This is a genomic window from Aeromonas mytilicola subsp. aquatica (assembly GCF_044336385.1).
Lineage (GTDB): Bacteria > Pseudomonadota > Gammaproteobacteria > Enterobacterales > Aeromonadaceae > Aeromonas > Aeromonas rivipollensis.
Genome location: NZ_CP172298.1, coordinates 280,356 through 301,301 on the forward strand (window position 1 = coordinate 280,356; position 20,946 = coordinate 301,301).

Consider the following 20,946-nt stretch of genomic DNA (forward strand, 5'->3'; position numbering starts at 1 on the left):
CCCGCCACACCGGCAGCGGGTGTCGTGTCGTTGTACTCGCAGGCAAAAGTTAACCCTATGCAAGAAAAACAACTCTCTACCGAGGAACTGATCGCCCAGGACGTGGGCGCCCGGCTGCCGCTCGGCCTCATGGGCTGGCTGATCACCGGGCTGGCGCTGGCCTGGTCCCTGTTCCAGCTTTGGATCGCCTCTCCGCTGCCCTTTATGCTGGGATTTGGCGTCCTCAATGACACCGAAACCCGCGCCATTCACCTCACCTTCGCCCTGCTGCTGGCCTATCTGGTGTTCCCGGCCTTCCGGCGCTCCCCCAGAGACAGGGTGCCGCTCGGCGACATCGCCCTCGGCCTGATCGCCGCCGGTGCCGCCGCCTATCTGTTCGTCATGTATGAGGCCCTGGCCCAGCGCCCCGGCAACCTCACCACCGCCGATCTGGTCACCGCCTGCATCGGCATACCGCTGCTGCTGGAGGCGACCCGCCGTGCCCTGGGCCCGGCCCTGGCGGTGATCGCCCTGGTGTTTCTCGCCTACAGCCTGGCCGGTCCCTGGATGCCGGGGCTGCTGGCGCACCGCGGGGTGAGTTTCACCGCCCTGGCGAATCACCAGTGGATCACCACTGAGGGGGTGTTCGGCATCGCCCTCGGGGTCTCCACCAGCTTCGTGTTCCTGTTCGTGCTGTTCGGCGCCCTGCTGGAGCGGGCCGGTGCCGGTCACTACTTCATCCAGCTTGCCTTCAGCCTGCTCGGCCACCTGCGTGGCGGCCCGGCCAAGGCGGCCGTGGTGGCCTCGGCCCTGACCGGGGTCATCTCCGGCTCCTCCATCGCCAACGTGGTGACCACGGGCACCTTCACCATCCCCATGATGAAGCGGGTCGGCTTCTCCAAGGAGAAGGCGGGGGCGGTCGAGGTGGCCTCCTCGGTCAACGGCCAGATCATGCCCCCCGTGATGGGGGCGGCGGCCTTCCTGATGGTGGAGTACGTGGGTATTCCCTATGTGGAGATCATCAAGCACGCCTTCCTGCCGGCGGCCATCTCCTACATAGCGCTGCTCTACATAGTCCACCTGGAAGCGCTCAAGCTCGGCATGCAGCCCATCGGTGGCCATCAACCCAAGCCCTGGCTGCGCCGTCTGACCGGCTTCGCCTTCGGTGCCACCCTCATCAGCGGCCTGTCGATGGCGGTCTACTATGGTCTGGGCTGGCTCAAGCCGGCGCTGGGGGACTACGCCCTGCCGGGGATCTCCCTGTTGCTGGCGGCCGTCTATCTGGGTCTGCTGAAGATAGCGGCCAGCAATGCGCCGCTGCCTGCCGAGGATCCGGAGCAGCCCCTCACCGAGCTGCCGAACACCCGCGCCGTGCTGCTCTCCGGCCTGCACTTCCTGCTGCCCGTGGTGGTACTGGTGTGGTGCCTGATGGTGGAGCGCCTCTCGCCCGGGCTGTCGGCCTTCTGGGGCACCGTCATGCTGGTGATCATCCTGCTGACCCAGCGGCCGCTGCTCAACTGGCTGCGCACCGACGGCAAGCATGACTACGGCTCGGCCCGCGACGGTCTGGTGGACTTGAAGGAGGGCCTGGTGGCCGGTGCCCGCAACATGATCGGCATCGGCATCGCCACCGCCACCGCCGGCATCATAGTCGGTGCCGTCTCCCAGACCGGGGTTGGCCTGGTGCTGGCGGATCTGGTGGAGATGCTCTCCATGGGCAACCTGCTGCTGATGCTGCTCCTCACCGCCCTGCTGAGTCTGATCCTCGGCATGGGGCTGCCCACCACAGCCAACTACATAGTGGTCTCCAGCCTGCTGGCCCCCGTGGTGGTGACGCTGGGGCAGCAGAACGGCCTCATAGTGCCGCTCATCGCCGTGCACCTGTTCGTCTTCTATTTCGGCATCATGGCGGACGTGACCCCGCCGGTGGGGCTGGCCTCGTTCGCGGCGGCCGCCGTCTCCAAGGGGGATCCCATCAAGACCGGGATCACCGCCTTCTACTACAGCCTGCGCACCGCGGCGCTGCCCTTCCTGTTCATCTTCAACACGGATCTGCTGCTGATCGATGTGGACTTCGCCCACGGCGTGCTGATCTTCGTGGTGGCCACGGTCGCCATGCTGATCTTCGCCGCCGCCACCCAGGGCTGGTTCCTGGTGAAGAGCCGCTGGTACGAGAATGTGCTGCTGTTGCTGGTGGCCTTCACCCTGTTCCGTCCCGGTTTCTGGATGGACATGGTGCACGATCCCTATCGTGAGACGCCCCCCGCCCAGCTGGCCCAGACCCTGGGCGAGGTGGAAGCGGAGAGCACGCTGCGACTGCGGATCCAGGGGGAGGATGCGGTGGGCAAGCTGCGTCAATCCACAGTGCTGCTGGCGGTACCGGCCGGTGCCGATGGCGAAGCGCGATTGGCTAGCCTGGGGCTGGCCCTGTACGAGCAGGACGGCAAGACCCTGATCGACAACGTCACCTTCGGCAGTCCGGCGGCGGCGGCCGGCATGGAGTTTGACCAGGAGATCCTCTCCGTCAAGGCGCCGACCGAGCGCTGGCACAAGGAGCTGATGTGGATCCCGGGCTTCCTGCTGTTCGGGGCCGTGGTCTGGCTGCAACGGCGACGGGCCATCCGCTCATAGACACCACCAATAAAAACGGCGCCTCGATGGCGCCGTTTTCAATACCGGGCAGGCTAGTTTGACTGGGTCTGCTTCTGCTTTTGCAGCTGATCCAGGGTCTGTTGTTCCTGCGGGCTCAGACCAAGCTGTTCGCACGCTTGTTCGAAGCTGATCCCCAGGTGGCACATCATGATGTCGATGGCTGGCAGGTAGTTGGTCATTGCGTCTTCCATGGTGATCTTCCAGAGCTGTCTCTTATGCCCGAGCCGCGAGCAGGGGGCAATTAGACTTTAGGTGTAGGGTGTCATCTGCTTCACACCCCTGCCACTGGGCGGGGGAATTTGCTACTCTTGCGGGCACTAAAGAGGTTGCCGTGTGACCGCGAGCAATCGGTGAGGAGCAGGGCATGTTATTGAGTTTCTTGATCATCGCATCTGGCTGGTGGCACATCCGCGCGGCTTATGGCTCAGACTCCCGTCAGTTCTACATCAGCAAACCGCTGACCATGCTGTTCATCATCGCCCTGGCCTTTGGCTACCAGAGCGATGACCACAACGGTTCCCACGCCTGGATCCTGCTCGGCCTCTGCCTGTCGCTGGCCGGGGACGTGCTGCTGATGCTGCCACGGGATCGCTTCATCCAGGGATTGGCGGCATTTTTTGTCGCGCACCTCTGCTACATAGTCGGTTTCGCCCAGGGCCCCCTGGTGCTCAAGCTGGTGGATGGCCTGCTGCTGTTGCTGGTGGCCGGCATGGTGTTCGGCCTGTTGTGGGGCAAGCTTGGGGAGATGAAGATCCCTGTGTTCTGCTACATGCTGGTGATCATCGCCATGGCCTGGGTCGCCGCCGGCGCCTGGCACGCCTCTCTCACCGCAGGTTCTGCTGCGGCCCTGGTGGGGGCGCTGATGTTCCTCTTCTCCGACAGCATGCTGGCGCTAGATCGCTTCCGCCGCCCCTTCCCCCATGCCACGGCCTGGATCATGAGCAGCTACTTCGCCGCCCAGTTCCTGATCTCCGCCTCCCTGGCGGGATGAGCAGGCTTCGTCGACCATAAGAAAACGGGCCTAGCGGCCCGTTTCTGATTTCTGGCTTACGCCTCCAGCGGCTCGGCGTCCGAGTTCCTGGGGGCCGGTTGCCTGAGCAGCAGCATCAGGGCGCTGGCGATGAGCAGGAAGATGCCCATCACGTAGAACACCTGGTTGTAGGCCATGATGGCGGCCTCCCGGTTGATGGTATTGGACAGCATGGCCCTGGCCTGCTGTTGGGCGAGCGCGGGATCCGAGCCCTGGGCCATCATGGTCTGGGCCAGCTGCAGCAGGTAGCTCTGTCCCTCTATGCTGGTGGCGGCCAGGGTGCTGCCTATCTGGCTGGCATGGATGCGGGTGTCGTTGTCGATCAGGGTGGCTATGATGGCGATGCCGAAGGCCCCCCCGAGGTTGCGCAGCACGTTGAGCAGGGTGGAGGAGGAGGGGATCTCCTCCGGGGTCAGGCTGGCGGTGGCTACCAGGGAGAGCGGCACCATGATGAAGGGCTGACCCAGGGCCCGCACTATCAGCGACTGGATCAGCTGGGGGCCGGCGTAGTCGGCGCTCATGTTGACGTTCATGAAACAGCTGATGGCAAACACCAGGAAGCCGAAGCTCACCAGGTAGCGCGGATCTATCCGGGTGACCAGCCTGGGCACCAGGGGCAGCACCAGCAACTGGGGCAGGCCCATCCACATCAGCACCTCGCCAATCTCCAGGGCGTTGTAGTTGTGGATCTGCGCCATATAGAGCGGCAGCACATAGATGGACCCCATCAGCGCCATGCCGAGCACCAGGTAGGCGAAGCAGGCCAGGGCGAAGCGCGGGCTGTGCAGCAGCCGCAGATTGACCAGGGGATGGCGGCGCAGCAGCTGGCTGATGACGAAGAACACCAGGGCCACCACAGAGATGACGGTGAGCCGCACTATGAAGCTGGAACCGAACCAGTCCTCCCGGTTGCCCTCCTCCAGCACCACCTCAAGCAGACCCAGCCCCACCGCCATGGTGAGGATGCCGACCAGATCCACCCGTTTTATCACCTCCCAGTCCACCGGCTTCCTGTCCAGACCGTGGGCCAGCATGGCCATCACCAGCAGGCCGGGAGGCACGTTCAGGTAGAAGATGTAGTGCCAGGAGAGCTGCTCCGTCAGCCAGCCCCCGAGGGTCGGACCTATGGCGGGGGCGAAGGTGGCACAGAGGCCGAACAGCGCCATGCCGGTGGCCCGCTTGTGCAGCGGCAGCAGGCTGACGATGAGGGAGAAGGCCATGGGGATCAGGGCCCCGCCGGTGAAGCCCTGCAATGCCCGGAAGACGATCATGCTGGTGAGGTTCCAGCTGAACGAGCAGAGCACGGAGGCGACGATGAAGGCCCCCGTGGTCCACAGCAGGTAACGGCGCACGCTCAGGCCCCGGCTCAACCAGCCGCTCAGGGGGATGGCGATCATCTCCGCCACCAGATAGGAGGTGGAGATCCAGGAGCTCTCGCTCAGGGTGGCCGAGAGGGCCCCCTGAATGTCCTTCAGGGAGGCGTTGGTGATCTGGATGTCGAGTATGGCCATGAAGGCGCCGATGAGGCCCCCCATGACCGCGATCCAGTTGCGACGTGGAATGGGTTCCATCAGTTGGCGGCGACCATGGGCTCAGGATTGCGGGTATCCACTATCACCTCGCTGGAGAGGCCAGGACGCAACTTGCCTGCCAGTGCGCCCGGCTCGGGGATGCGGATCTTGACCGGCACCCGCTGCACTATCTTGGTGAAGTTGCCGGTGGCGTTCTCCGGCGGCAGCAGGGCGAACTTGGCGCCGGTGGCGGGGGCCAGGCTGTCGATGATCCCCTCGACCGGCTGATCCGGATAGGCATCCAGGATCACCTCCACGCGCTGACCCGGTTGCATGTGCTGCAGCTGGGTCTCTTTGAAGTTCGCCTCGACCCACACCTGTTGCAGCGGTACCAGGCTGGCCACCTGCATGCCGGACTGCACATAGAGCCCTTCCCGCAGGCTGCGTTTGCCTATGATGCCGTCCGCCGGGGCCCGCAGCTCTGTGTAGCCGAGCTCCAGCCTGGCCTGTTCGAGCTGGGCTTCACTCAGTGCCAGCCTGGCCTGGTTCTGCTTGGCTTCGGCGTCCAGCACCAGCAGGCGCTCGCGAGCGGCCTGCAGGGCGGCTCTGGCCTCCTGCTCCTGGGCCTGATTGACCTGCAGACCGGCGCGCACCTCGTCCAGACTGTCCTGGGAGCTGTAGTTGCGCTGATTGAGCTGGCTGACCCGGCGCACCTGCTGCTGGGCCCGCACCTGCTCGGCATTGGCCGAGGTGACCCTGGCCTCGGCCTGACGAATGAGGCTCAGCTGCTGGGTACGGGTGGCGGCCAGGTTCTCCGCAGTCGCCTGATTGAGGTGCAGATCGGCCTCGGCCTCGAGCACCCGGGTTCTGTACTCCCTGTCGTCCAGTCTGGCGATGAGCTGGCCGGCCTTGACCTCCTGGTTGTCGGTCACCAGCACCTCGCTGATATAGCCGGGCAGCTTGGAGCCTATGCCGGTCACCTCGCTCTGCAGATAGGCGTTGTCGGTGCTCTGGAAATGGCGGCCGTGCAGATACCAGTAGGCGGCAAACAGCATGCCGAGCAGGGCCAGCAGCAGGGCTGCCAGCAGGGGGATCTTCTTGTGTTGACTCATGATTTTTGCTTTTCCTGAACTGTGGCGGGCAGGCTAACATCGGCAGACTGTTTCGATTAGTATCCATTCATGAGATATACAGTTTCACTGGTGAGACAATGGACTTGAACGCAGCCTTGATTCTGGTGCGCATCGTCGACAAGGGCTCCTTTACCGCCGCCGCCCAGGAGCTGGGCATGACCAAGGCGACGGTGAGCCGCCGCATCGCCGAACTGGAGCAGCACCTCGGCGTGCGGCTGCTCTATCGCTCCACCCGCCAGCTCACCCTGACCGAGGCCGGAGAGCAGTATTACCTGCGCTGCAGCAAGGCGGTGGAGGAGCTGGCCCAGGCCGAGCTGATGCTGAGTGCCAGCCAGCAGGAGGTGACAGGCACCCTCAAGCTGGCGGTTCCCATCGAGACTGGGCAGCTGGTGGTGGGTCGGCTGGTGGCTCACTTTCTGCAAGCCTATCCGGGGCTGCGGGTGGATCTGGAACTGACCAACCGCATAGTGGATCCCATCAGCGAGGGGCTGGATGCCATAGTGCGGATCGGCGACATGAGCGACTCCAACCTGGCGGCACGGCGTCTGTGGAGCACTGGGCGCCTGCTCTGCGCCAGCCCGGATTATCTGGCGCGCAGCCCGGCGATCACCCGACCCGAGGATCTGGTGCGCCATGAAAGGGTCGCGGTGAGCAGCGGTTTTCTCGCCTCCCACTGGTGTTTTGAACTGGATGGCCGGGAAGTGCTGGTGGATCCGCCGTCCCGTTTCCAGGTCAACAACATCACCTGTGCCAGAGAGGCGGCGAAGGCCGGGCTGGGGCTCGCCTCCCTGCCCGCCATGTTGTGCCATGATGAGCTGGCCGACGGCTCTCTGGTGGCTTTGCTGCCGGACTGGCAGCAGCCCAAGGTGCCCATCTATCTGTTGTTTCCCGAGCGTCGGCTGATGCCGCGCAAGTTGAGGGTGTTTATCGATTTTCTGGTGGCCAATGGCCCGACTTACGGCATCGACAACCTGCTGTGAGCGGCAAGGGGTCATGCGGAGGAAGTGTGATGGTCCGTGGGCCGGCGTCGCCGGTGCATCGACTAGGGGTTGCGAGGAGAGGATATATGGAGCAGTGGATTAACTTGTATCGGGCCTCCCACTCGCTGGAGGCGCATGCCTTGAAAGGGGCGCTGGAAGTCGAAGGGGTGCGGGTGCGGCTCAGCGGGGAGGGACTCTCGGGGGCGTTGGGAGAGTTGCCCGTGGATCTGCTGCAGGTCACCCTGATGGTGTGCGAGCAGGATCGCCGGCGGGCAGGCAGGATCATAGAGCGCTACCAGCAGCGCCAGGGCAATGGCTGGCTGTGCGGTCAGTGCGGGGAGGAGAACGGCGCCAACTTCGATATCTGCTGGCGCTGCCATCACGATCCCCAGGATCACTGAGATCTTTCCCTCCCGTCACCCTCAGCGCAGGGTGAAGTCGATGTCCTCCCCCGCGCTGGCATCGTGATAGATCGCCAGATCCAGCTCCTTCTCGCTGCGGGCGATCAGCACCGACACCAGGATGTCGCCGGATACGTTGACAGTGGTACGGGCCATGTCGAGGATCCTGTCTATCCCGGCGATCAGCGCCACCCCTTCCAGCGGCAATCCCACCGCGGTCAGCGTCAGGGTCAGCAGCATGAGCCCGGTGCCCGGCGTGCCGGCCGTGCCTATGCTGGCGAGGGTGGCGATGCTGATGATGGTCAGGTAATCCACCACGTGCAGATCCACCCCGAACGCCTGGGCCACGAACAGCGCCGTCACCCCCTGATAGAGGGCGGTGCCATCCATGTTGATGGTGGCGCCAATCGGCAGCACCTTGGCGGTGATGGCGGGGGAGACCCCCAGCCGGCGCTCGGCGCAGGCCAGGCTGATGGGCAGGGTGCTGCTGCTTGAGCTGCTGGTGAAGGCCACCGCCTGGGCGTCGACGATGCTTTTGAAGTAGTGCAGCGGATTGAGGCGGGCCAGCAGGATCAGCAGGCTGCTGTAGACCCCGAGCACGTGCAGCAGGCAGCCGAGGTAGACGGCGCCTATCACCTTGAGCAGGGGCAGCAGCAGGCTCACCCCGTATTTGCCCGTCATCCAGGCCATCAGGGCGCAGACGCCATAGGGGGCCAGCGCCATCACCATCTGGGTCAGCTTGAACATCCCCTCCGCCAGGGAGGTGAAGAACAGAATGGCAGGGCGACCGCGCCGGCCACTGGCATTGAGGGCCAGGGCGAGGGCCACCGCAAAGACGATCACCTGCAGTATCTTGCCATCCACCATGGCCTGCACCGGGTTGTGGGGCACCAGATGGCTCAGCACGCTGGCCAGGGTCGGCTGCACCATCACGCCGGTCCGTTCGTAGGGCCCCATGTTGGCGCCCATGCCGGGTTCCAGCAGCCAGCCCATCACCAGGCCGATGCAGATGGCGACGGCGGTGGAGCAGAGGTAGAGACCTATGGCCTTGCTGCCGATCCTGTCCAGGGTCTTGCCCTTGAGCAGGGCGGTGAGGCCGGCGATGACGGAGCAGAAGATGAGGGGCACCATCAGCATCTGTATGGTGTTCACGAACAGGACGCCGATGGGCTTGAGCAGCATTGCCTGCTCGCTGAAGCAGAGTCCTAGCCCGATCCCGGTCAGCATGCCGAGCAGTGTCTTCAACCAGAGCGGGCGGCGGGTCCAGATCCGCCAGGGCTTGAAGACCAATCCATGGAACAGCATGACGCCAATGTCCTTATTTTCTGTCTGCGATGGCAAAGGGGCGCTAGTGTAGCCATCCCCCGATCAGGTTGCCACATTATCGACAAAGCGACGCTCGCGGCCAGCCCGGGGAAGTTAAAAAAGGCGTTTTGTTGGCTTATATCAAGATCGGGGGCCGGGGTTCAGGCTCTAATGGACATCTGACATGATGATTAAAGAGGTTTGAGATGTCCCAGTCGATACACGGTCACGAAGTGATGGAGATGATGCTGGAAGAGGGTGGCCATTTTACCCGGGCCAGCCTCAGGGAGGCGATTGAGGCGCGCTTTGGCGCCGATGCCCGCTTCCATACCTGCAGCGCGAGCGAGATGGATGCAGAGGCGCTGATCAGCCTGCTGGCCAAACGCGGCAAGTTCATCGAGTCAGAGCAGGGCTTCCAGACCCGGGCCGACAAGATCTGCAACCACGGCTGATCCCGCGGCGAGCGTACCGAGGCGCTCGCCGAATCCCGCCTCCTTTGTTATATTTCGCCCTCTCCCCCCTCTGTTAAAGGCTTGGCCTGGGCAACGCCCGGGAACCTGTATGGATACTTTCTCCGCTGCCGTCATGTTGTTTCTGATCATGGATCCGCTGGGCAACCTGCCGGTCTTCCTCTCCATACTGCGTCATGTCGATCCCAAGCGGCGGCGCAAGGTGATGATGCGCGAGCTGCTGTTCTCCTTGGCCATCATGCTGGGCTTCCTGTTTGCCGGTCAGCAGATCCTGAGCTTCCTGAACCTGCGCCAGGAGGCGGTCAGCATCGCCGGGGGCATCATATTGTTCCTCATCGCCATCAAGATGATCTTCCCGAGCCCGGGGGGCGTGACCGGGCTGGCGGCGGGGGAGGAGCCCTTCCTGGTGCCCATGGCCATCCCCATGATAGCGGGCCCCTCCATCCTGGCCTCCCTGCTGCTGCTGGCGAACCAGGAGCCGACCCGGATGGCGGACTGGTCCCTGGCCCTGCTGATGGCCTGGGGTGCCAGCGCCGTGATCCTGATGTTCTACGAGCTGTTCAACAAGCTGCTGGGTGAGCGAGGACTCACCGCCGTGGAGCGGCTGATGGGCATGCTGCTGGTGATGATCTCGGTGCAGATGCTGCTGGATGGCGTGCACCACTATCTGGCGGTGACGGGCAAGGGGTAAAAAGAAAGGGGCTGCCAGGCAGCCCCTTTCTTATTGTGCGTTCATGACGGCCAGCGCCTCGTCCGGGCGGGACGGGGCCTCCAGCTTGCCCATGATGAGGGTGAGCAATGTCTCCCGCAGCCAGCGGTGTCCCGGATCCTCCTCGTGGCGCTGATGCCAGATGAGCAGGTGGGAGATGCTGTCCAGGGCGATGGGCAACGGCAGCGGCACCAGCGGATAGACCTGGGTCGCGTGGCGGGCATAGAGCCGTGACAGGGTCACTATCATGTCCGAGTGCATGCCCATGCGCAGTGCCGCCTCGAAGGAGGGCACAGTCGCCTCGATCCGGCGGTAGAGATCCTGCTCCGCCAGCTTGTGATCCAGCATCCAGCGATCCCGTCCCTCGCAATAGGTCTGCACATGGGGATGGGCCAGGTAGCGGGGAAGATCCCACTCGGGTTCGCGCAGGGCCGGGTGATCCCGCTGCACCAGGCAGGTGAGGTCATCGATGGCGAGCAGTCGCTGGCAGATGGCGTTGGGCAGGGTGTCCAGCCTGAAATCCGAGTTGATGCAGTTCTCCCGCACCGTGAAGGCGATGTCCACCTGACCCTGGCTCATCTCGGTCAGGCTGTGCTCTGTCCACTCCTCGTAGCGCAGCCGGATCCCCGGTGCCTGGCGCTTGAGCTCGCTCAGGTAGAGCGGCGCGAACAGGGTGAAGGCGCTGTCCATGCTGGCGATGACGAATTCCCGCTCTGTGCTGGCGGGATCGAAGGCGGGGGGCTGGATCAGGTTGTCCAGGGAGAGCAGTATGGGTTGCAACTGCTGCTGCAGATCGAGGGCGCGCGGGGTGGGATCCAGCCCGTAGGCGGAGCGGACGAACAGGGGATCGTCGAAGGTCTCCCGCAGGCGACCCAGGGCCTTGCTGACGGCCGACTGGCTCAGATGCAGGCGACGGGCGGCCCGGCTGCCATTGCGCTCCTCCAGCAATACTTGCAGGATAATCAACAAATTAAGATCTATGCGCCCGAGCTGTTCCAGCAACATGATATGAATCCTCTTCAATTCTTAGATGAATTTATACCATTTGTTTTCATATCTTGGCGACCCTATGCTCGACCTGTCTCTCGCCTTCATGGCGACTGGTACAGGATGTAGCGGTTGAGGGGACAAGTAGCACCGACTCATACGGCGGCCAAAGGTCGCCGTATCTTTTTATGTTTTTTGACGATTTTCCTGCCAACTTGCGCCTGCCTTGATTTTGCCCAACAATCGTTGCGCCTTCTTTTGATACAAACAACGGGTATCTATCTGTCAGGAGTCGCCCTATGGGACTTGGTGGAATTCATATCTGGCATCTGTTGATCCTGCTGGTGGTGGTCGTCGTGGTGTTTGGCAGCAAACGCCTGGCTGGCGCCGGTGAGGATCTGGGCACCGCCATCAGGGATTTTCGTAAAGCCTTGCGTGACGATGAAGTACATCCGAAATGAGTAGGAGTGGAAGTATGTCTGTAGACGAAAAAGTGGAATTGAATGAAACCTGCGACAGCTGCGGCTGTTTCGCCGAGATCGGCACCATCATAGGTGAAGGCGACGATGTGATGGAGCTGGTGATCGAGGCCGCGGCAGAAGCCGACGCCCGCGCCAAGCTGGCAGCCTATGAGGCGCTGGCCAAGCAGGTGACCGCCGAAGCCGTGATCGACAGCGAACTGACCCAGGGCGCCAACGGCGTGATCCTGAAGGCCCGCCTGCAATTCACCTGCACCGCCGAGAAGTTGATTTTCGAGATGCGTGCCCGCTCTATCTGAGCCCCCCGATGAGACGGCAGGCTTGCCTGCCGTATTGCTTTGCCCCTCGCCTTTTCCCTCTCTTTGCGTTGTATAGTGAGTTATCCCACGGACGATCCGGTTTCAGTCCGGTACCAATCGTTCCGCTGCAGGAAGGTGCCATGATGGCACCCCGTCATGAGTCCCGCGTGTCGGGCCTTGTCCTGCCGAGAATCTCAAGGCGCGAGTCGACCAACAGAAGGTGGCTACCTCATGATGCGATGGATTTGGGCCATGCTGGTCCTCTGTTCTCTCCCTCTGCTGGCGACGGATCTCGGTTCCCAGCCTGGTGATGCCCCTTCGCGCGCCGCGGACGTCAAGCCCAAGCTCCTGCCCCAACCCGGGGATCTCGAACACATACTGCAAAAGAAGGAGCTCAGGGCACTGGTGGTCTATGAACGGGGTTTCTTCTTCTTCGACAAGGGGGCCCAGTACGGCATCCTGGTCAATCAACTGCAAGGCTTCGAGCGCTGGCTGAACCAGACCTATCTCCCCAAGGAGAAGCTCAAGCTCAAGATCATCTATATCCCGGTGCGTCAGGACAAGCTGCTGGACTACCTCACCGAGGGGCGGGGGGATCTGGTGGCGGCCAACCTGACGGTGACGCCGACCCGGCGCGAGCAGGTCACCTTCTCCCAGCCGCTCATCTCGCCCATCGAGGAGTGGGTGGTGAGCCAGCGGGAGCTGACGGGTTTCAACCGCATCACCCAGCTCTCCGGTCGGCGGATCTGGGTGCGGGCCAGCTCAAGCTATTACGAGAGCCTGCATCAGCTCAACTGGCTGTTCCGCGAGCTGGGGCTGCCCCCCGTCTACATAGAGACAGTGCCTGAGTACCTGCAGGACGGGGATCTGCTGGAGATGGTGGCGGCCGGCATCATACCGCTGACCGTCACCGACAGTTTCAAGGGGCGGATCTGGCTCGACATGATAGGGGGCCTCAAGGCCCACAAGCTGATCCCGCTGCGGGACAAGGGGCGCAGCGCCTGGGCACTGCGCAACAACAGCCCCGAGCTGCTCAAGGCGGTGAACGCCTATATCTCGGAGTCGAGCAAACGCACCCTCTACAGCGACATGACCCTGCGTCGCCTGCTGGCCCAGAGTGACAAGATGAGCAACATACTGGCGCCGGATCCCCTGGGGCGGTTGTCGACCATCCGCAAGGTGCTGGAAACCCAGGCCGACAAATATGAGCTCGACTGGCTGATGCTGGCGGCGCTGGCTTACAAGGAGTCGGGGCTCAATCCCAATGTCCGCTCCAACCGCGGGGCTGTCGGCATCATGCAACTGCTGCCGAGCACGGGGGGCGAGGTGGGGATCCGCGGCGCCAGGCTCACCAGCCTGGAAGGCAGTGTGGAGGCGGCCTGCCGTTACATGCGGCTCATTCTCGATACCTACTTCAACGATCCCGGGATGGATAGGCTCAACCGTCACCTGTTCGCCCTGGCGGCCTACAACGCGGGCCCGAACCGGGTGCAGGCGTTGCAGGCCAAGGCCAGGGAGAGGGGGCTGGATCCGAATGTCTGGTTTGGCAACGTGGAGCAGCTGGTGGCCAACGAGGTCGGCCAGGGCCCCATCAACTACGTCGGCACCATCTACAAATACTACGTGGCCTACCGCTTCAGCCTGCCTCAGGTGGAGGGCAAGACAGAGGCCATGGAGGCGGTCCAGCCCTGAGTGCTCAGTGCCGGTCGGGCAGGCCATCCTCGGGGGTAAAGGGGAGGGCTTCCCAGCCCTGATCCCTGTGCTGCCGGTACCAGGGGGTCAGCAGCCTGGCGGGAGTGGGATCCGGCTGACTGGCCTGGGGTCTCTGGCTGAGGCAGGGGTGGTCGCGCACTTCCATCATCGGCTCCTTGACACGCCGCAATCGGGGCTGTTGTCTGGGTTATGCCACCGTCTCATGACAAGGAGATGACCCTTGATCCCCGCCGAATTTGCCTTGCTCGATGATCCCGGCGCCGCTCTCAAGGCTCGCTGCCAGCTGATCCGCGGCGCCCGCAGCCGGATCCAGGCCCAGTATTACAGCTGGGAGGAGGACAGCAGCGGCAAGCTGCTGCTGGCCGAGTTGCTCCATGCGGCGCGGCGCGGGGTCCGGGTCCAGCTGCTCATCGACGATCTCTATGCCGGCGACAACCGCTTCCTGGAGGTGGTGGCGGCAGAGCCTGGCATCGAGGTGCGGCTGTTCAATCCGTTCTGGCTCAGGGGTTGGCGCCCCCTGACCCTGCTGCTGGAAGGCCTGCTCAGCTTCCGGCGCATCAACCACCGCATGCACAACAAGCTGCTGCTGGTGGATGGCCACGAGGCGGTGATCGGTGGCCGCAACATCGGCGATCCTTACTTCGGGCTGGGGGCGTTCCCTCACTTCGTCGATCTGGATCTGGTCTGCCGCGGCCCCCTCTGCCGCCAGGCCGAGCAGGGCTTCGAGCTGTTCTGGCGCAGCCGCTGGAGCCACCCCATCCGGCGCCTGTTGCGGCGCCCCCTGCTGCCCGCCGAGATCCGCGCGGTGAACGACTTCCTGCTGACCCTGACCGACCCGGCGGTGGCCATGGTCTACGATCTGCCCGCCAGCCTGTTTGATGACGCGCCTCTCCCCCTGCGTTGGCATCCTGGGGTCGGGGAGTGCTGGTTTGACAGGCCCGGCAAGGGGCTTATCTCCCGGCCGACCACGGCGCCCCGGCTGGGACGCAAGCTGGCTGGCAACCAGGGGACGCTGCGGTTGGTGAGTCCTTACCTGATCCTGACCCGGAGCCTGCGCCGCCATCTCAAGCGGCTGCGTCAGGCCGAGGTCGGCATCGAGATCCTGACCAACTCCCTGGCCAGCACAGACGTGCCCCTGGTGTATGGCGCCTATCGGCGCCACCGCCCCTGGCTGGAGCGGCAGGGCATAGTGCTGGCCGAGCTGTCGGATGAGGGGCGCAGTCTGCACGCCAAGCTGATCCTGATGGGGGAGGAGGAGGCGCTGCTCGGCAGCTTCAATCTGGATCCCCGCTCCCTGATGCTCAACACCGAGCTGATGCTGCACCTGAGCTGCCCGGCGCTCTGTGCCGAGCTGCGGCACTGGCTCTGCGGTTGGCAACGGGCGGCGGTCCATCCTGTGGTGGCGCCCCCCTCGACGCTGCGGCGCCTGCTGGCGCGACTGAGCGACTGGCTGCCGCTGCGCCGCTGGCTGTGAGTGGGGCCCAGCTTGTGCGAGATCTCGCAAAGCCTTGTGCGCCTTCGAGGATAACGTTTGCCATCCAAAGCCGGATTGAGATTTTATCGTATTGTTTTTAATCACTTTATGTCGATAGGCGATACCTGATGCAGCGCCCTCGCTTGCATACAGGGCCGCATATAACGGTTTTTTATTTTATTTAACTGCGTAGTATTTCGGTTGCAAGGACAAACACGGCGGCTGGTCTGCCGTGTGGGTGAGGGCAGCAAGGGAGTGGGTCGGCCAGCGTGTTCTGGCTGGCAGTGCGGATCGGGAGCGGAAACCCGTGACGCGCATCAGCCCCGTTATTGCCGGATCCCAATATGGAACATGCTATTTGCGAGGGGGTGACATGCGAATGTCGCCCCATTTTTTTATGCCAAAAGATCGCCAGACGCCCATGAAAAGACCGCCAGCGGGCGGTCTTGGGCAATCAGGTCTGTCGGTCAGCCGCCTCAGGCGATGCCGGCCAGCAGGCGACTCCAGTTGCGCTTGGCAACGAGGAAGCCATCCCGCAGGTTGCGATACTCCAGCTGCAGCTTGAGCCTGTCGTAGCGGGCCAGCGCCTTGCGCTTGCGCTGCTCCAGCAATAGCTTGCGGCTGGCGTAGTAGTGCTGGATCTGCAGGCTCAGCTTGTCGTACTCCTCCTGCAGCAGCGCCTGCCACAGCTCCCTGTCCTCTGCCTTGCGCAACCTGGCCTGGGCGCGTTTGAGCTGCATCTCCAGCCTGGCCTGCTCGATCCGCTCCTCAGGACAGGATCTGAGATCCCCGGCCAGCCCGCACCAGGCGGCGGTGCGGATCAGCCACTTGGTGGGGTCGAACTGCCACCAGTGGATGCCGTTGCGGTAGTCGTTCTCGAACAGGTGATGGAAGTTGTGATACCCCTCGCCGAAGGTGAAGAAGGCCAGGATGCCGTTGTCCCGCGCACTGTTGCGATCGGTGAAGGGCTGGCTGCCCCAGATGTGGGCAAGGGAGTTGATGAAGAAGGTGGTGTGGTGGGTCATCACCATGCGCAGCACCCCCGCCAGCAGCAGCATGCCGAGCAGATCCCCATGGATCAGGCCGAGCAGCAGCGGGATGCCGATGTTGGTGGCCAGGGTCAAGGCCAGATAGTGCTTGTGCTGGAAGGCGACCACGGCGTTGTTCTGCAGATCCCGCACATTGCTGTAGTCGTGGTAGATCTCGCGCTGGTATTCCCGCAGCATCCAGCCGATGTGAGAGTACCAGAAGCCGCGGCCCGCGCTGTAGGGATCCTTCTGGTTGTCATCCACGTGGCGGTGGTGACGGCGGTGATCGGACGACCAGTGGAGTGCCGAGTTTTGCAGGGCGAGGGCGCCGCCGATGGCGAAGATCCATTGCAGGGCAGGGTGTGCCTTGTAGGCCTTGTGGGACCAGAGTCGGTGATAACCGGCGGTGATGGAGATGCCGCAGTAGCAGAACAGCAGCAGGAAGCAGCCCCACTGCCAGAGGTCATAGCCATGGGTCAGGCCGTACCAGGGTACCGCAATCAGTGCCGTCAGCCCGGAGAGGGCGAACAGCAGGGTGTTGGTCATGATGATCGGGGGGCGGTCCATTTCACTCGGCTCCATTCAGCGAACAGCTGTCCACTATTCTCCATTGAGCCGGAATGCGGGTCAATGGTAAAAAAGTCGGAGACAAACCTGATCCAGGCCCCGCCTTCGGGTTATCATCTGGCCTCGCTAATCTCAAGGTGACTGTTTTCGTGGGTATTCGCGCGCAACAAAAAGAAAAGACCCGGCGTACGCTGATCGAAGCGGCGTTCAGTCAACTCTGTGCCAACCGCAGCTTCTCCAACCTCAGTCTGCGGGAAGTGGCCAGGGAGGCGGGCATAGCGCCGACCTCCTTCTACCGTCATTTCCGCGACATGGAAGAGCTGGGGCTGACCCTGGTGGACGAGGGCGGCCTGACCCTGCGCCAGTTGATGCGCCAGGCGCGCCAGCGCATCGCCGGTGGTGGCAGCGTCATCAGCACCTCGGTGCAGACCTTCATGGAATTCGTCGAAAACAACCCGAACATCTTCCGGCTGCTGCTCCGTGAGCGCTCCGGCACCTCTGCGGCCTTCCGTCAGGCGGTGGCCCGCGAGATCCAGCACTTCATCGCCGAGCTGACCGATTATCTGGAGGCGACCACGCAGGCGCCACGGGAAGAGGCCTACATCCAGGCCGAAGCCATGGTCACCATAGTCTTCAGCGCCGGTGCCGACGCCCTCGACATGACCCCCGAGGAGTGCCGGGCCCTGTCGGAGCGTACCATCAGCCAGTTGCGGATGATCGCCATGGGCGCCGAGGTCCAGAACCGCAAGCGCCGCGAATCTCTCTCTTAAGTCAAGGATGGACAGTCCCATGCATGAATCGAACGCGATCCCGAAGAAGCCCCTGTTGCTGGCCCTGCTCATCGGCATCTGCGGTGATGCCTTCCTGTCGGTGTTGACCGAGTCGGTCGTGCCCTTCTCCTTCTTCCCCCTGATCGCCCTGCTGCTGGCGGCCTACCAGCTCTATCAGCACTATCGCCACGAGCCCATAGTCGGCAACACCCCCAGCTGCATCCTGCTCTGCTTCTTCATCGGGGCGTTCGGGCACACGGCGCTGCTCAAGGTGCAGTACCCCGAGCTTGGCAGCAACTTCTTCTCCCTGATTGCCATGCTGCTGCTGCTCGCCGTGCTCTCCATCAAGCTCGGCATCAGCCTGGGGAAAAAAGTGAAGGAGTGACATGTCACTCCTTCAGGTTCGATCTGGCGGTCTCGGGTCAGTCAGCCCGGGGCGGGGTTTCTCCCCTCTGCCTGGCGTCTATGATGGCCTGCAGCTTGGCGCGGATCTCCATCATGCCGAACACGCCGAAGATCAGCACCTGGGTGAACTCGAGGCGGGTGATGGCAAAGTAGGGCTTGCAGGCGGCCTTGATCATGCTGGCCTGTACCCAGTGCATCAGTATCACTATGACGCCGCACACCGGCAGAAAACCGTTCAGTTTGCCCGGCAGTGTGCCGAGCAGGGCGAGCACCACGCCGAGCCAGAAGAACAGCAGCACGCCCATCGCCAATAGATTAAACACCCGCTTCATCGCTTATCTCCCGTACATAGAGTTGATAGCAGACCTGACCGGCCTGCTTGTCCTTGAGTTGTTGCTGTTGTCCAAGTTGACAGGGAGTGGCAATCGTTCATTTCCCCTCCCGCCTGGCACTCAAACCGCGGCGTCATCCTTGGTGTCCCGCAGATAGAGCTGGTAGCAGACCTGACCCGCTTGTTTGTCCTTGAGTTGTTGCCAGCTGCCAGGCAGGGGGAGATCGCTCATCTCCTTTTCCCGTTCAAGATAGATGAGGGCATCCGGCGCCAGCCAGCCGCGCTGCTCCAGCAGCTCGCACACCTGGGGCAGCAGTTCACGGCGAAACGGCGGATCCAGGAACACCAGATCGAAGGGGGTGGCCGGGCCTTGCAGCCAGCTCACCGCATCGGCCTGGATCACCTCGCCCTGCTGACTGCCGAGGGCGGCCAGGTTCTTCCTGAGCTGATCGGCGGCTCCCTTGTCCATCTCGACCAGGGTCACCTGCTCGGCGTAGCGCGACAGCGCCTCCAGCCCCAGGCCGCCGCTGCCGGCAAACAGGTCGAGGCAGCGGGCACCGCGGACATGGGGGGCCAGCCAGTTGAAGATGGTCTCCTTGACGCGATCCGTGGTGGGTCTGAGTCCGTCAACATCCCTGACCGGCAGTTTGCGGCCCTTCCACTGGCCGCTGATGATTCTTACCACGCCCGCTCGCCCCTGGGGGGCTGGGCTCTTGCTCGGGCTGTTACGGCTGGATTTCACTCTGGGCATCGCGTTTCGTCGTCAGAAAATAAAGTGGTAGTATAAGGCGGTTCATTTTTATGCCGACCCGCCGAGGGACGGCTATCTTAGCAGTCAGCCAACGAAGTGAGTATTTTTTAGATGGCAAAAGGTTTGTTTTCCTGGCTGGGTTTCGGCCGCAAGAAAGAAGAGGCTGAGGCCGTCCAATCACAGGCCCCTGACGCCACCCCGGCTGTCGCCGAGTCCGAGGCCACCGTTGCCCCCGCTCCCGTCGCTGATGTTTCCCTGACCGAGGCCCCTGCTGTACCGCACGAGGCGCCCCTGGCGACCCCTGACGAAGGCCCTCTGGTGGTGGAGGAACCTGCCTCCGAACTCGAGCCCGTCATCGTCAATGAGGCGCTGATCGCCGCCGAAGCCGAGGCCCAAGCTGCGGAAGCCGCCCGTGTCGCCGCTGAAGCACAAGCCGTCGAAGCTGCCCGTATCGCCGCCGAGGCCCAGGTTGCCGAAGCTGCTCGCGTTGCCGCCGAGGCAGAAGCTGCCGAAGCCGCCCGTGTTGCCGCCGAGGCACAAGCCGCCGAAGCCGCCCGCATTGCCGCCGAGGCAGAAGCTGCGGAAGCTGCCCGTGTTGCTGCCGAGGCACAAGCTGCGGAAGCTGCCCGCATTGCCGCCGAGGCACAGGCTGCGGAAGCCGCTCGCGTTGCCGCCGAGGCAGAGGCTGCGGAAGCTGCCCGTATTGCTGCCGAGGCACAAGCTGCGGAAGCTGCCCGCATTGCCGCCGAGGCAGAGGCTGCGGAAGCTGCCCGCATTGCCGCCGAGGCACAAGCCGCGGAAGCCGCTCGTGTTGCCGCCGAGGCACAGGCTGCCGAGGAAGCCCGTATCGCCAAAGAGGCCCAGCGAGCGGAAGATTTACGCCTGGTCGCCGAGATGGAGGCAGATGCCGCCGCGCTGGCAGCCCTGCCCCTGGCCGCCAAGGTGGACGACGATACTCAGGACAAGCCGCAGCGGGAGGGCTTCTTCGCCCGCCTCAAGCGCAGTCTGGTGCGTACCCGGGAGAATATCGGCTCCGGTTTCTTCGGCCTGTTCCGTGGCAAGAAGATCGACGACGAGCTGTTTGAAGAGCTGGAGACCCAGCTGCTGACCGCCGATCTCGGCGTGGATACCACCAGCCGTATCATCGAAGGGCTGGTGCAGCACGCGGATCGCAAGCAGCTCAAGGATGCCGAGGCGCTCTACGGCCTGCTCAAGCAGGACATGGGGGCAATGCTGACTCAGGTCGAGCAGCCGCTGGTGATCGACACCAGCAAGAAGCCTTACGTGATCCTGATGGTCGGCGTGAACGGCGTCGGCAAGACCACTACCATCGGCAAGCTGGCCAAGCAGTTCCAGGCCGACGGCAAGAGCGTCATGCTGGCGGCGGGGGATACCTTCCGTGCCGCCGCGGTCGAGCAGTTGCAGGTGTGGGGTCAGCGCAACAACATCCCGGTGATCGCCCAGCACACAGGTGCCGACTCCGCCTCCGTCATCTATGACGCCATCGAGGCCGCCCGCTCCCGCGGTGCCGATGTGCTGATCGCCGACACCGCCGGTCGCCTGCAGAACAAGAGCAACCTGATGGAAGAGCTCAAGAAGGTGGTGCGGGTGATGAAGAAGCTGGATGAAGAGGCGCCCCACGAGATCATGCTGACCCTGGATGCAGGCACAGGCCAGAACGCCCTGAGCCAGGCCAAGCTGTTCAGCGAGGCGGTGGGCCTGACCGGCATCACCCTCACCAAGCTGGATGGGACCGCCAAGGGCGGCGTCATCTTCGCGGTGGCCGACAAGTTCCAGATCCCGATCCGTTATATAGGGGTGGGCGAGGGGATCGACGATCTGCGTCCCTTCGTTGCCAACGACTTTATCGAGGCGCTCTTCAGCCGCGAGGAATGAGTCCGGCCGCGATGAGTCAGCTCAGCCGTGATGATCAAGTGTTCCATGCCCCGACTCAGGTCGGGGCTTGTCACTG

The 20,946-nt window shown here is 63.4% G+C and carries 22 protein-coding genes; 13 read left to right on the forward strand and 9 right to left on the reverse strand.

Going from position 1 to position 20,946, the window contains the following annotated elements; translation table 11 throughout:
• The first annotated feature begins 57 nt into the window (after positions 1-57).
• Positions 58-2,610, forward strand: coding sequence for a TRAP transporter permease (locus tag ACFWHB_RS01400; protein WP_395949313.1), 2,553 nt, complete (start codon positions 58-60; stop codon positions 2,608-2,610).
• Positions 2,611-2,663: 53 nt separating this feature from the next.
• Here ACFWHB_RS01400 and ACFWHB_RS01405 read toward each other — a convergent pair whose 3' ends face one another.
• Positions 2,664-2,822: a hypothetical protein gene (locus ACFWHB_RS01405; RefSeq protein ID WP_005332188.1), complete on the reverse strand. Its 159-nt coding sequence runs from the start codon at positions 2,820-2,822 to the stop codon at positions 2,664-2,666.
• Positions 2,823-2,995: 173 nt separating this feature from the next.
• Between ACFWHB_RS01405 and ACFWHB_RS01410 the strand changes: the two genes are divergently transcribed.
• The gene (locus tag ACFWHB_RS01410) at positions 2,996-3,622 is read left to right on the forward strand and encodes a lysoplasmalogenase (protein ID WP_395949314.1); all 627 of its coding nucleotides are present in this window, start codon (positions 2,996-2,998) and stop codon (positions 3,620-3,622) included.
• Positions 3,623-3,678: 56 nt separating this feature from the next.
• Here ACFWHB_RS01410 and ACFWHB_RS01415 read toward each other — a convergent pair whose 3' ends face one another.
• Both ACFWHB_RS01415 and ACFWHB_RS01420 read right to left on the reverse strand, forming a co-directional pair.
• Positions 3,679-5,232: a DHA2 family efflux MFS transporter permease subunit gene (locus ACFWHB_RS01415; protein WP_395949315.1), complete on the reverse strand. Its 1,554-nt coding sequence runs from the start codon at positions 5,230-5,232 to the stop codon at positions 3,679-3,681.
• Positions 5,232-6,284: an HlyD family secretion protein gene (locus ACFWHB_RS01420; protein WP_395949316.1), complete on the reverse strand. Its 1,053-nt coding sequence runs from the start codon at positions 6,282-6,284 to the stop codon at positions 5,232-5,234. The genes ACFWHB_RS01415 and ACFWHB_RS01420 overlap by 1 nt, the downstream gene beginning before the upstream one ends.
• Positions 6,285-6,382: 98 nt before the next feature.
• On the opposite strand from ACFWHB_RS01420, the gene ACFWHB_RS01425 reads away from it, so the two are divergent.
• Together ACFWHB_RS01425 and ACFWHB_RS01430 are read left to right on the forward strand one after the other, a co-directional pair.
• A complete protein-coding gene (locus tag ACFWHB_RS01425; protein WP_106885221.1) occupies positions 6,383-7,285 on the forward strand; it encodes a LysR family transcriptional regulator in 903 nt (300 codons plus the stop codon).
• Between the two features lie 86 nt (positions 7,286-7,371).
• The gene (locus ACFWHB_RS01430; protein ID WP_025325406.1) at positions 7,372-7,686 is read left to right on the forward strand and encodes a putative signal transducing protein; all 315 of its coding nucleotides are present in this window, start codon (positions 7,372-7,374) and stop codon (positions 7,684-7,686) included.
• Positions 7,687-7,707: 21 nt separating this feature from the next.
• On the opposite strand, the gene ACFWHB_RS01435 is transcribed toward ACFWHB_RS01430, so the two are convergent.
• The gene (locus ACFWHB_RS01435; protein WP_162520185.1) at positions 7,708-8,991 is read right to left on the reverse strand and encodes a dicarboxylate/amino acid:cation symporter; all 1,284 of its coding nucleotides are present in this window, start codon (positions 8,989-8,991) and stop codon (positions 7,708-7,710) included.
• 206 nt (positions 8,992-9,197) lie between these two features.
• Here ACFWHB_RS01435 and ACFWHB_RS01440 point away from each other — a divergent pair, with 206 nt between their 5' ends.
• Complete coding sequence (locus ACFWHB_RS01440) at positions 9,198-9,443, forward strand: YecH family metal-binding protein (protein WP_025325408.1); 246 nt, start codon at positions 9,198-9,200, stop codon at positions 9,441-9,443.
• 109 nt (positions 9,444-9,552) lie between these two features.
• Positions 9,553-10,152 carry a YhgN family NAAT transporter gene (locus tag ACFWHB_RS01445; protein ID WP_163155507.1) on the forward strand — a complete coding sequence of 200 codons (600 nt, stop codon included), beginning with the start codon at positions 9,553-9,555 and terminating at the stop codon, positions 10,150-10,152.
• A 30-nt stretch (positions 10,153-10,182) separates the two neighbouring features.
• On the opposite strand, the gene ACFWHB_RS01450 is transcribed toward ACFWHB_RS01445, so the two are convergent.
• The gene (locus ACFWHB_RS01450; RefSeq protein WP_395949317.1) at positions 10,183-11,175 is read right to left on the reverse strand and encodes a LysR substrate-binding domain-containing protein; all 993 of its coding nucleotides are present in this window, start codon (positions 11,173-11,175) and stop codon (positions 10,183-10,185) included.
• Positions 11,176-11,456: 281 nt separating this feature from the next.
• Here ACFWHB_RS01450 and tatA point away from each other — a divergent pair, with 281 nt between their 5' ends.
• From tatA to ACFWHB_RS01465, 3 genes are all read left to right on the forward strand, one after another.
• Positions 11,457-11,618 carry a twin-arginine translocase TatA/TatE family subunit gene (tatA, locus tag ACFWHB_RS01455; protein ID WP_005323446.1) on the forward strand — a complete coding sequence of 54 codons (162 nt, stop codon included), beginning with the start codon at positions 11,457-11,459 and terminating at the stop codon, positions 11,616-11,618.
• Positions 11,619-11,632: 14 nt separating this feature from the next.
• Positions 11,633-11,935, forward strand: coding sequence for a YfcZ/YiiS family protein (locus tag ACFWHB_RS01460; RefSeq protein WP_113069474.1), 303 nt, complete (start codon positions 11,633-11,635; stop codon positions 11,933-11,935).
• Positions 11,936-12,166: 231 nt separating this feature from the next.
• Complete coding sequence (locus ACFWHB_RS01465; protein ID WP_395949318.1) at positions 12,167-13,627, forward strand: transglycosylase SLT domain-containing protein; 1,461 nt, start codon at positions 12,167-12,169, stop codon at positions 13,625-13,627.
• 4 nt (positions 13,628-13,631) lie between these two features.
• Here ACFWHB_RS01465 and ACFWHB_RS01470 read toward each other — a convergent pair whose 3' ends face one another.
• The gene (locus ACFWHB_RS01470) at positions 13,632-13,793 is read right to left on the reverse strand and encodes a hypothetical protein (protein ID WP_395949319.1); all 162 of its coding nucleotides are present in this window, start codon (positions 13,791-13,793) and stop codon (positions 13,632-13,634) included.
• Between the two features lie 75 nt (positions 13,794-13,868).
• Between ACFWHB_RS01470 and ACFWHB_RS01475 the strand changes: the two genes are divergently transcribed.
• Positions 13,869-15,122 carry a phospholipase D-like domain-containing protein gene (locus ACFWHB_RS01475; protein ID WP_395949320.1) on the forward strand — a complete coding sequence of 418 codons (1,254 nt, stop codon included), beginning with the start codon at positions 13,869-13,871 and terminating at the stop codon, positions 15,120-15,122.
• A gap of 476 nt (positions 15,123-15,598) precedes the next feature.
• Here the strand turns inward: ACFWHB_RS01475 and ACFWHB_RS01480 are convergent, their stop codons facing one another.
• Entirely contained in the window at positions 15,599-16,717 is a 1,119-nt protein-coding gene (locus ACFWHB_RS01480) for a fatty acid desaturase (protein WP_234678253.1), read from the reverse strand.
• 149 nt (positions 16,718-16,866) lie between these two features.
• Here ACFWHB_RS01480 and fabR point away from each other — a divergent pair, with 149 nt between their 5' ends.
• Positions 16,867-17,487 (forward strand): HTH-type transcriptional repressor FabR, encoded by a 621-nt coding sequence (gene fabR, locus ACFWHB_RS01485; RefSeq protein WP_025325415.1) that lies wholly within the window; start codon positions 16,867-16,869, stop codon positions 17,485-17,487.
• A 19-nt stretch (positions 17,488-17,506) separates the two neighbouring features.
• Complete coding sequence (locus tag ACFWHB_RS01490; RefSeq protein ID WP_111910783.1) at positions 17,507-17,872, forward strand: YijD family membrane protein; 366 nt, start codon at positions 17,507-17,509, stop codon at positions 17,870-17,872.
• A 37-nt stretch (positions 17,873-17,909) separates the two neighbouring features.
• Here the strand turns inward: ACFWHB_RS01490 and ACFWHB_RS01495 are convergent, their stop codons facing one another.
• Together ACFWHB_RS01495 and rsmD are read right to left on the reverse strand one after the other, a co-directional pair.
• Complete coding sequence (locus ACFWHB_RS01495) at positions 17,910-18,224, reverse strand: DUF1145 domain-containing protein (protein ID WP_025325417.1); 315 nt, start codon at positions 18,222-18,224, stop codon at positions 17,910-17,912.
• Positions 18,225-18,344: 120 nt separating this feature from the next.
• Positions 18,345-18,974: a 16S rRNA (guanine(966)-N(2))-methyltransferase RsmD gene (gene rsmD / locus ACFWHB_RS01500; RefSeq protein WP_290029573.1), complete on the reverse strand. Its 630-nt coding sequence runs from the start codon at positions 18,972-18,974 to the stop codon at positions 18,345-18,347.
• A gap of 111 nt (positions 18,975-19,085) precedes the next feature.
• On the opposite strand from rsmD, the gene ftsY reads away from it, so the two are divergent.
• Positions 19,086-20,870 (forward strand): signal recognition particle-docking protein FtsY, encoded by a 1,785-nt coding sequence (ftsY, locus tag ACFWHB_RS01505; RefSeq protein ID WP_395949321.1) that lies wholly within the window; start codon positions 19,086-19,088, stop codon positions 20,868-20,870.
• The last annotated feature ends 76 nt before the right edge of the window (positions 20,871-20,946 follow it).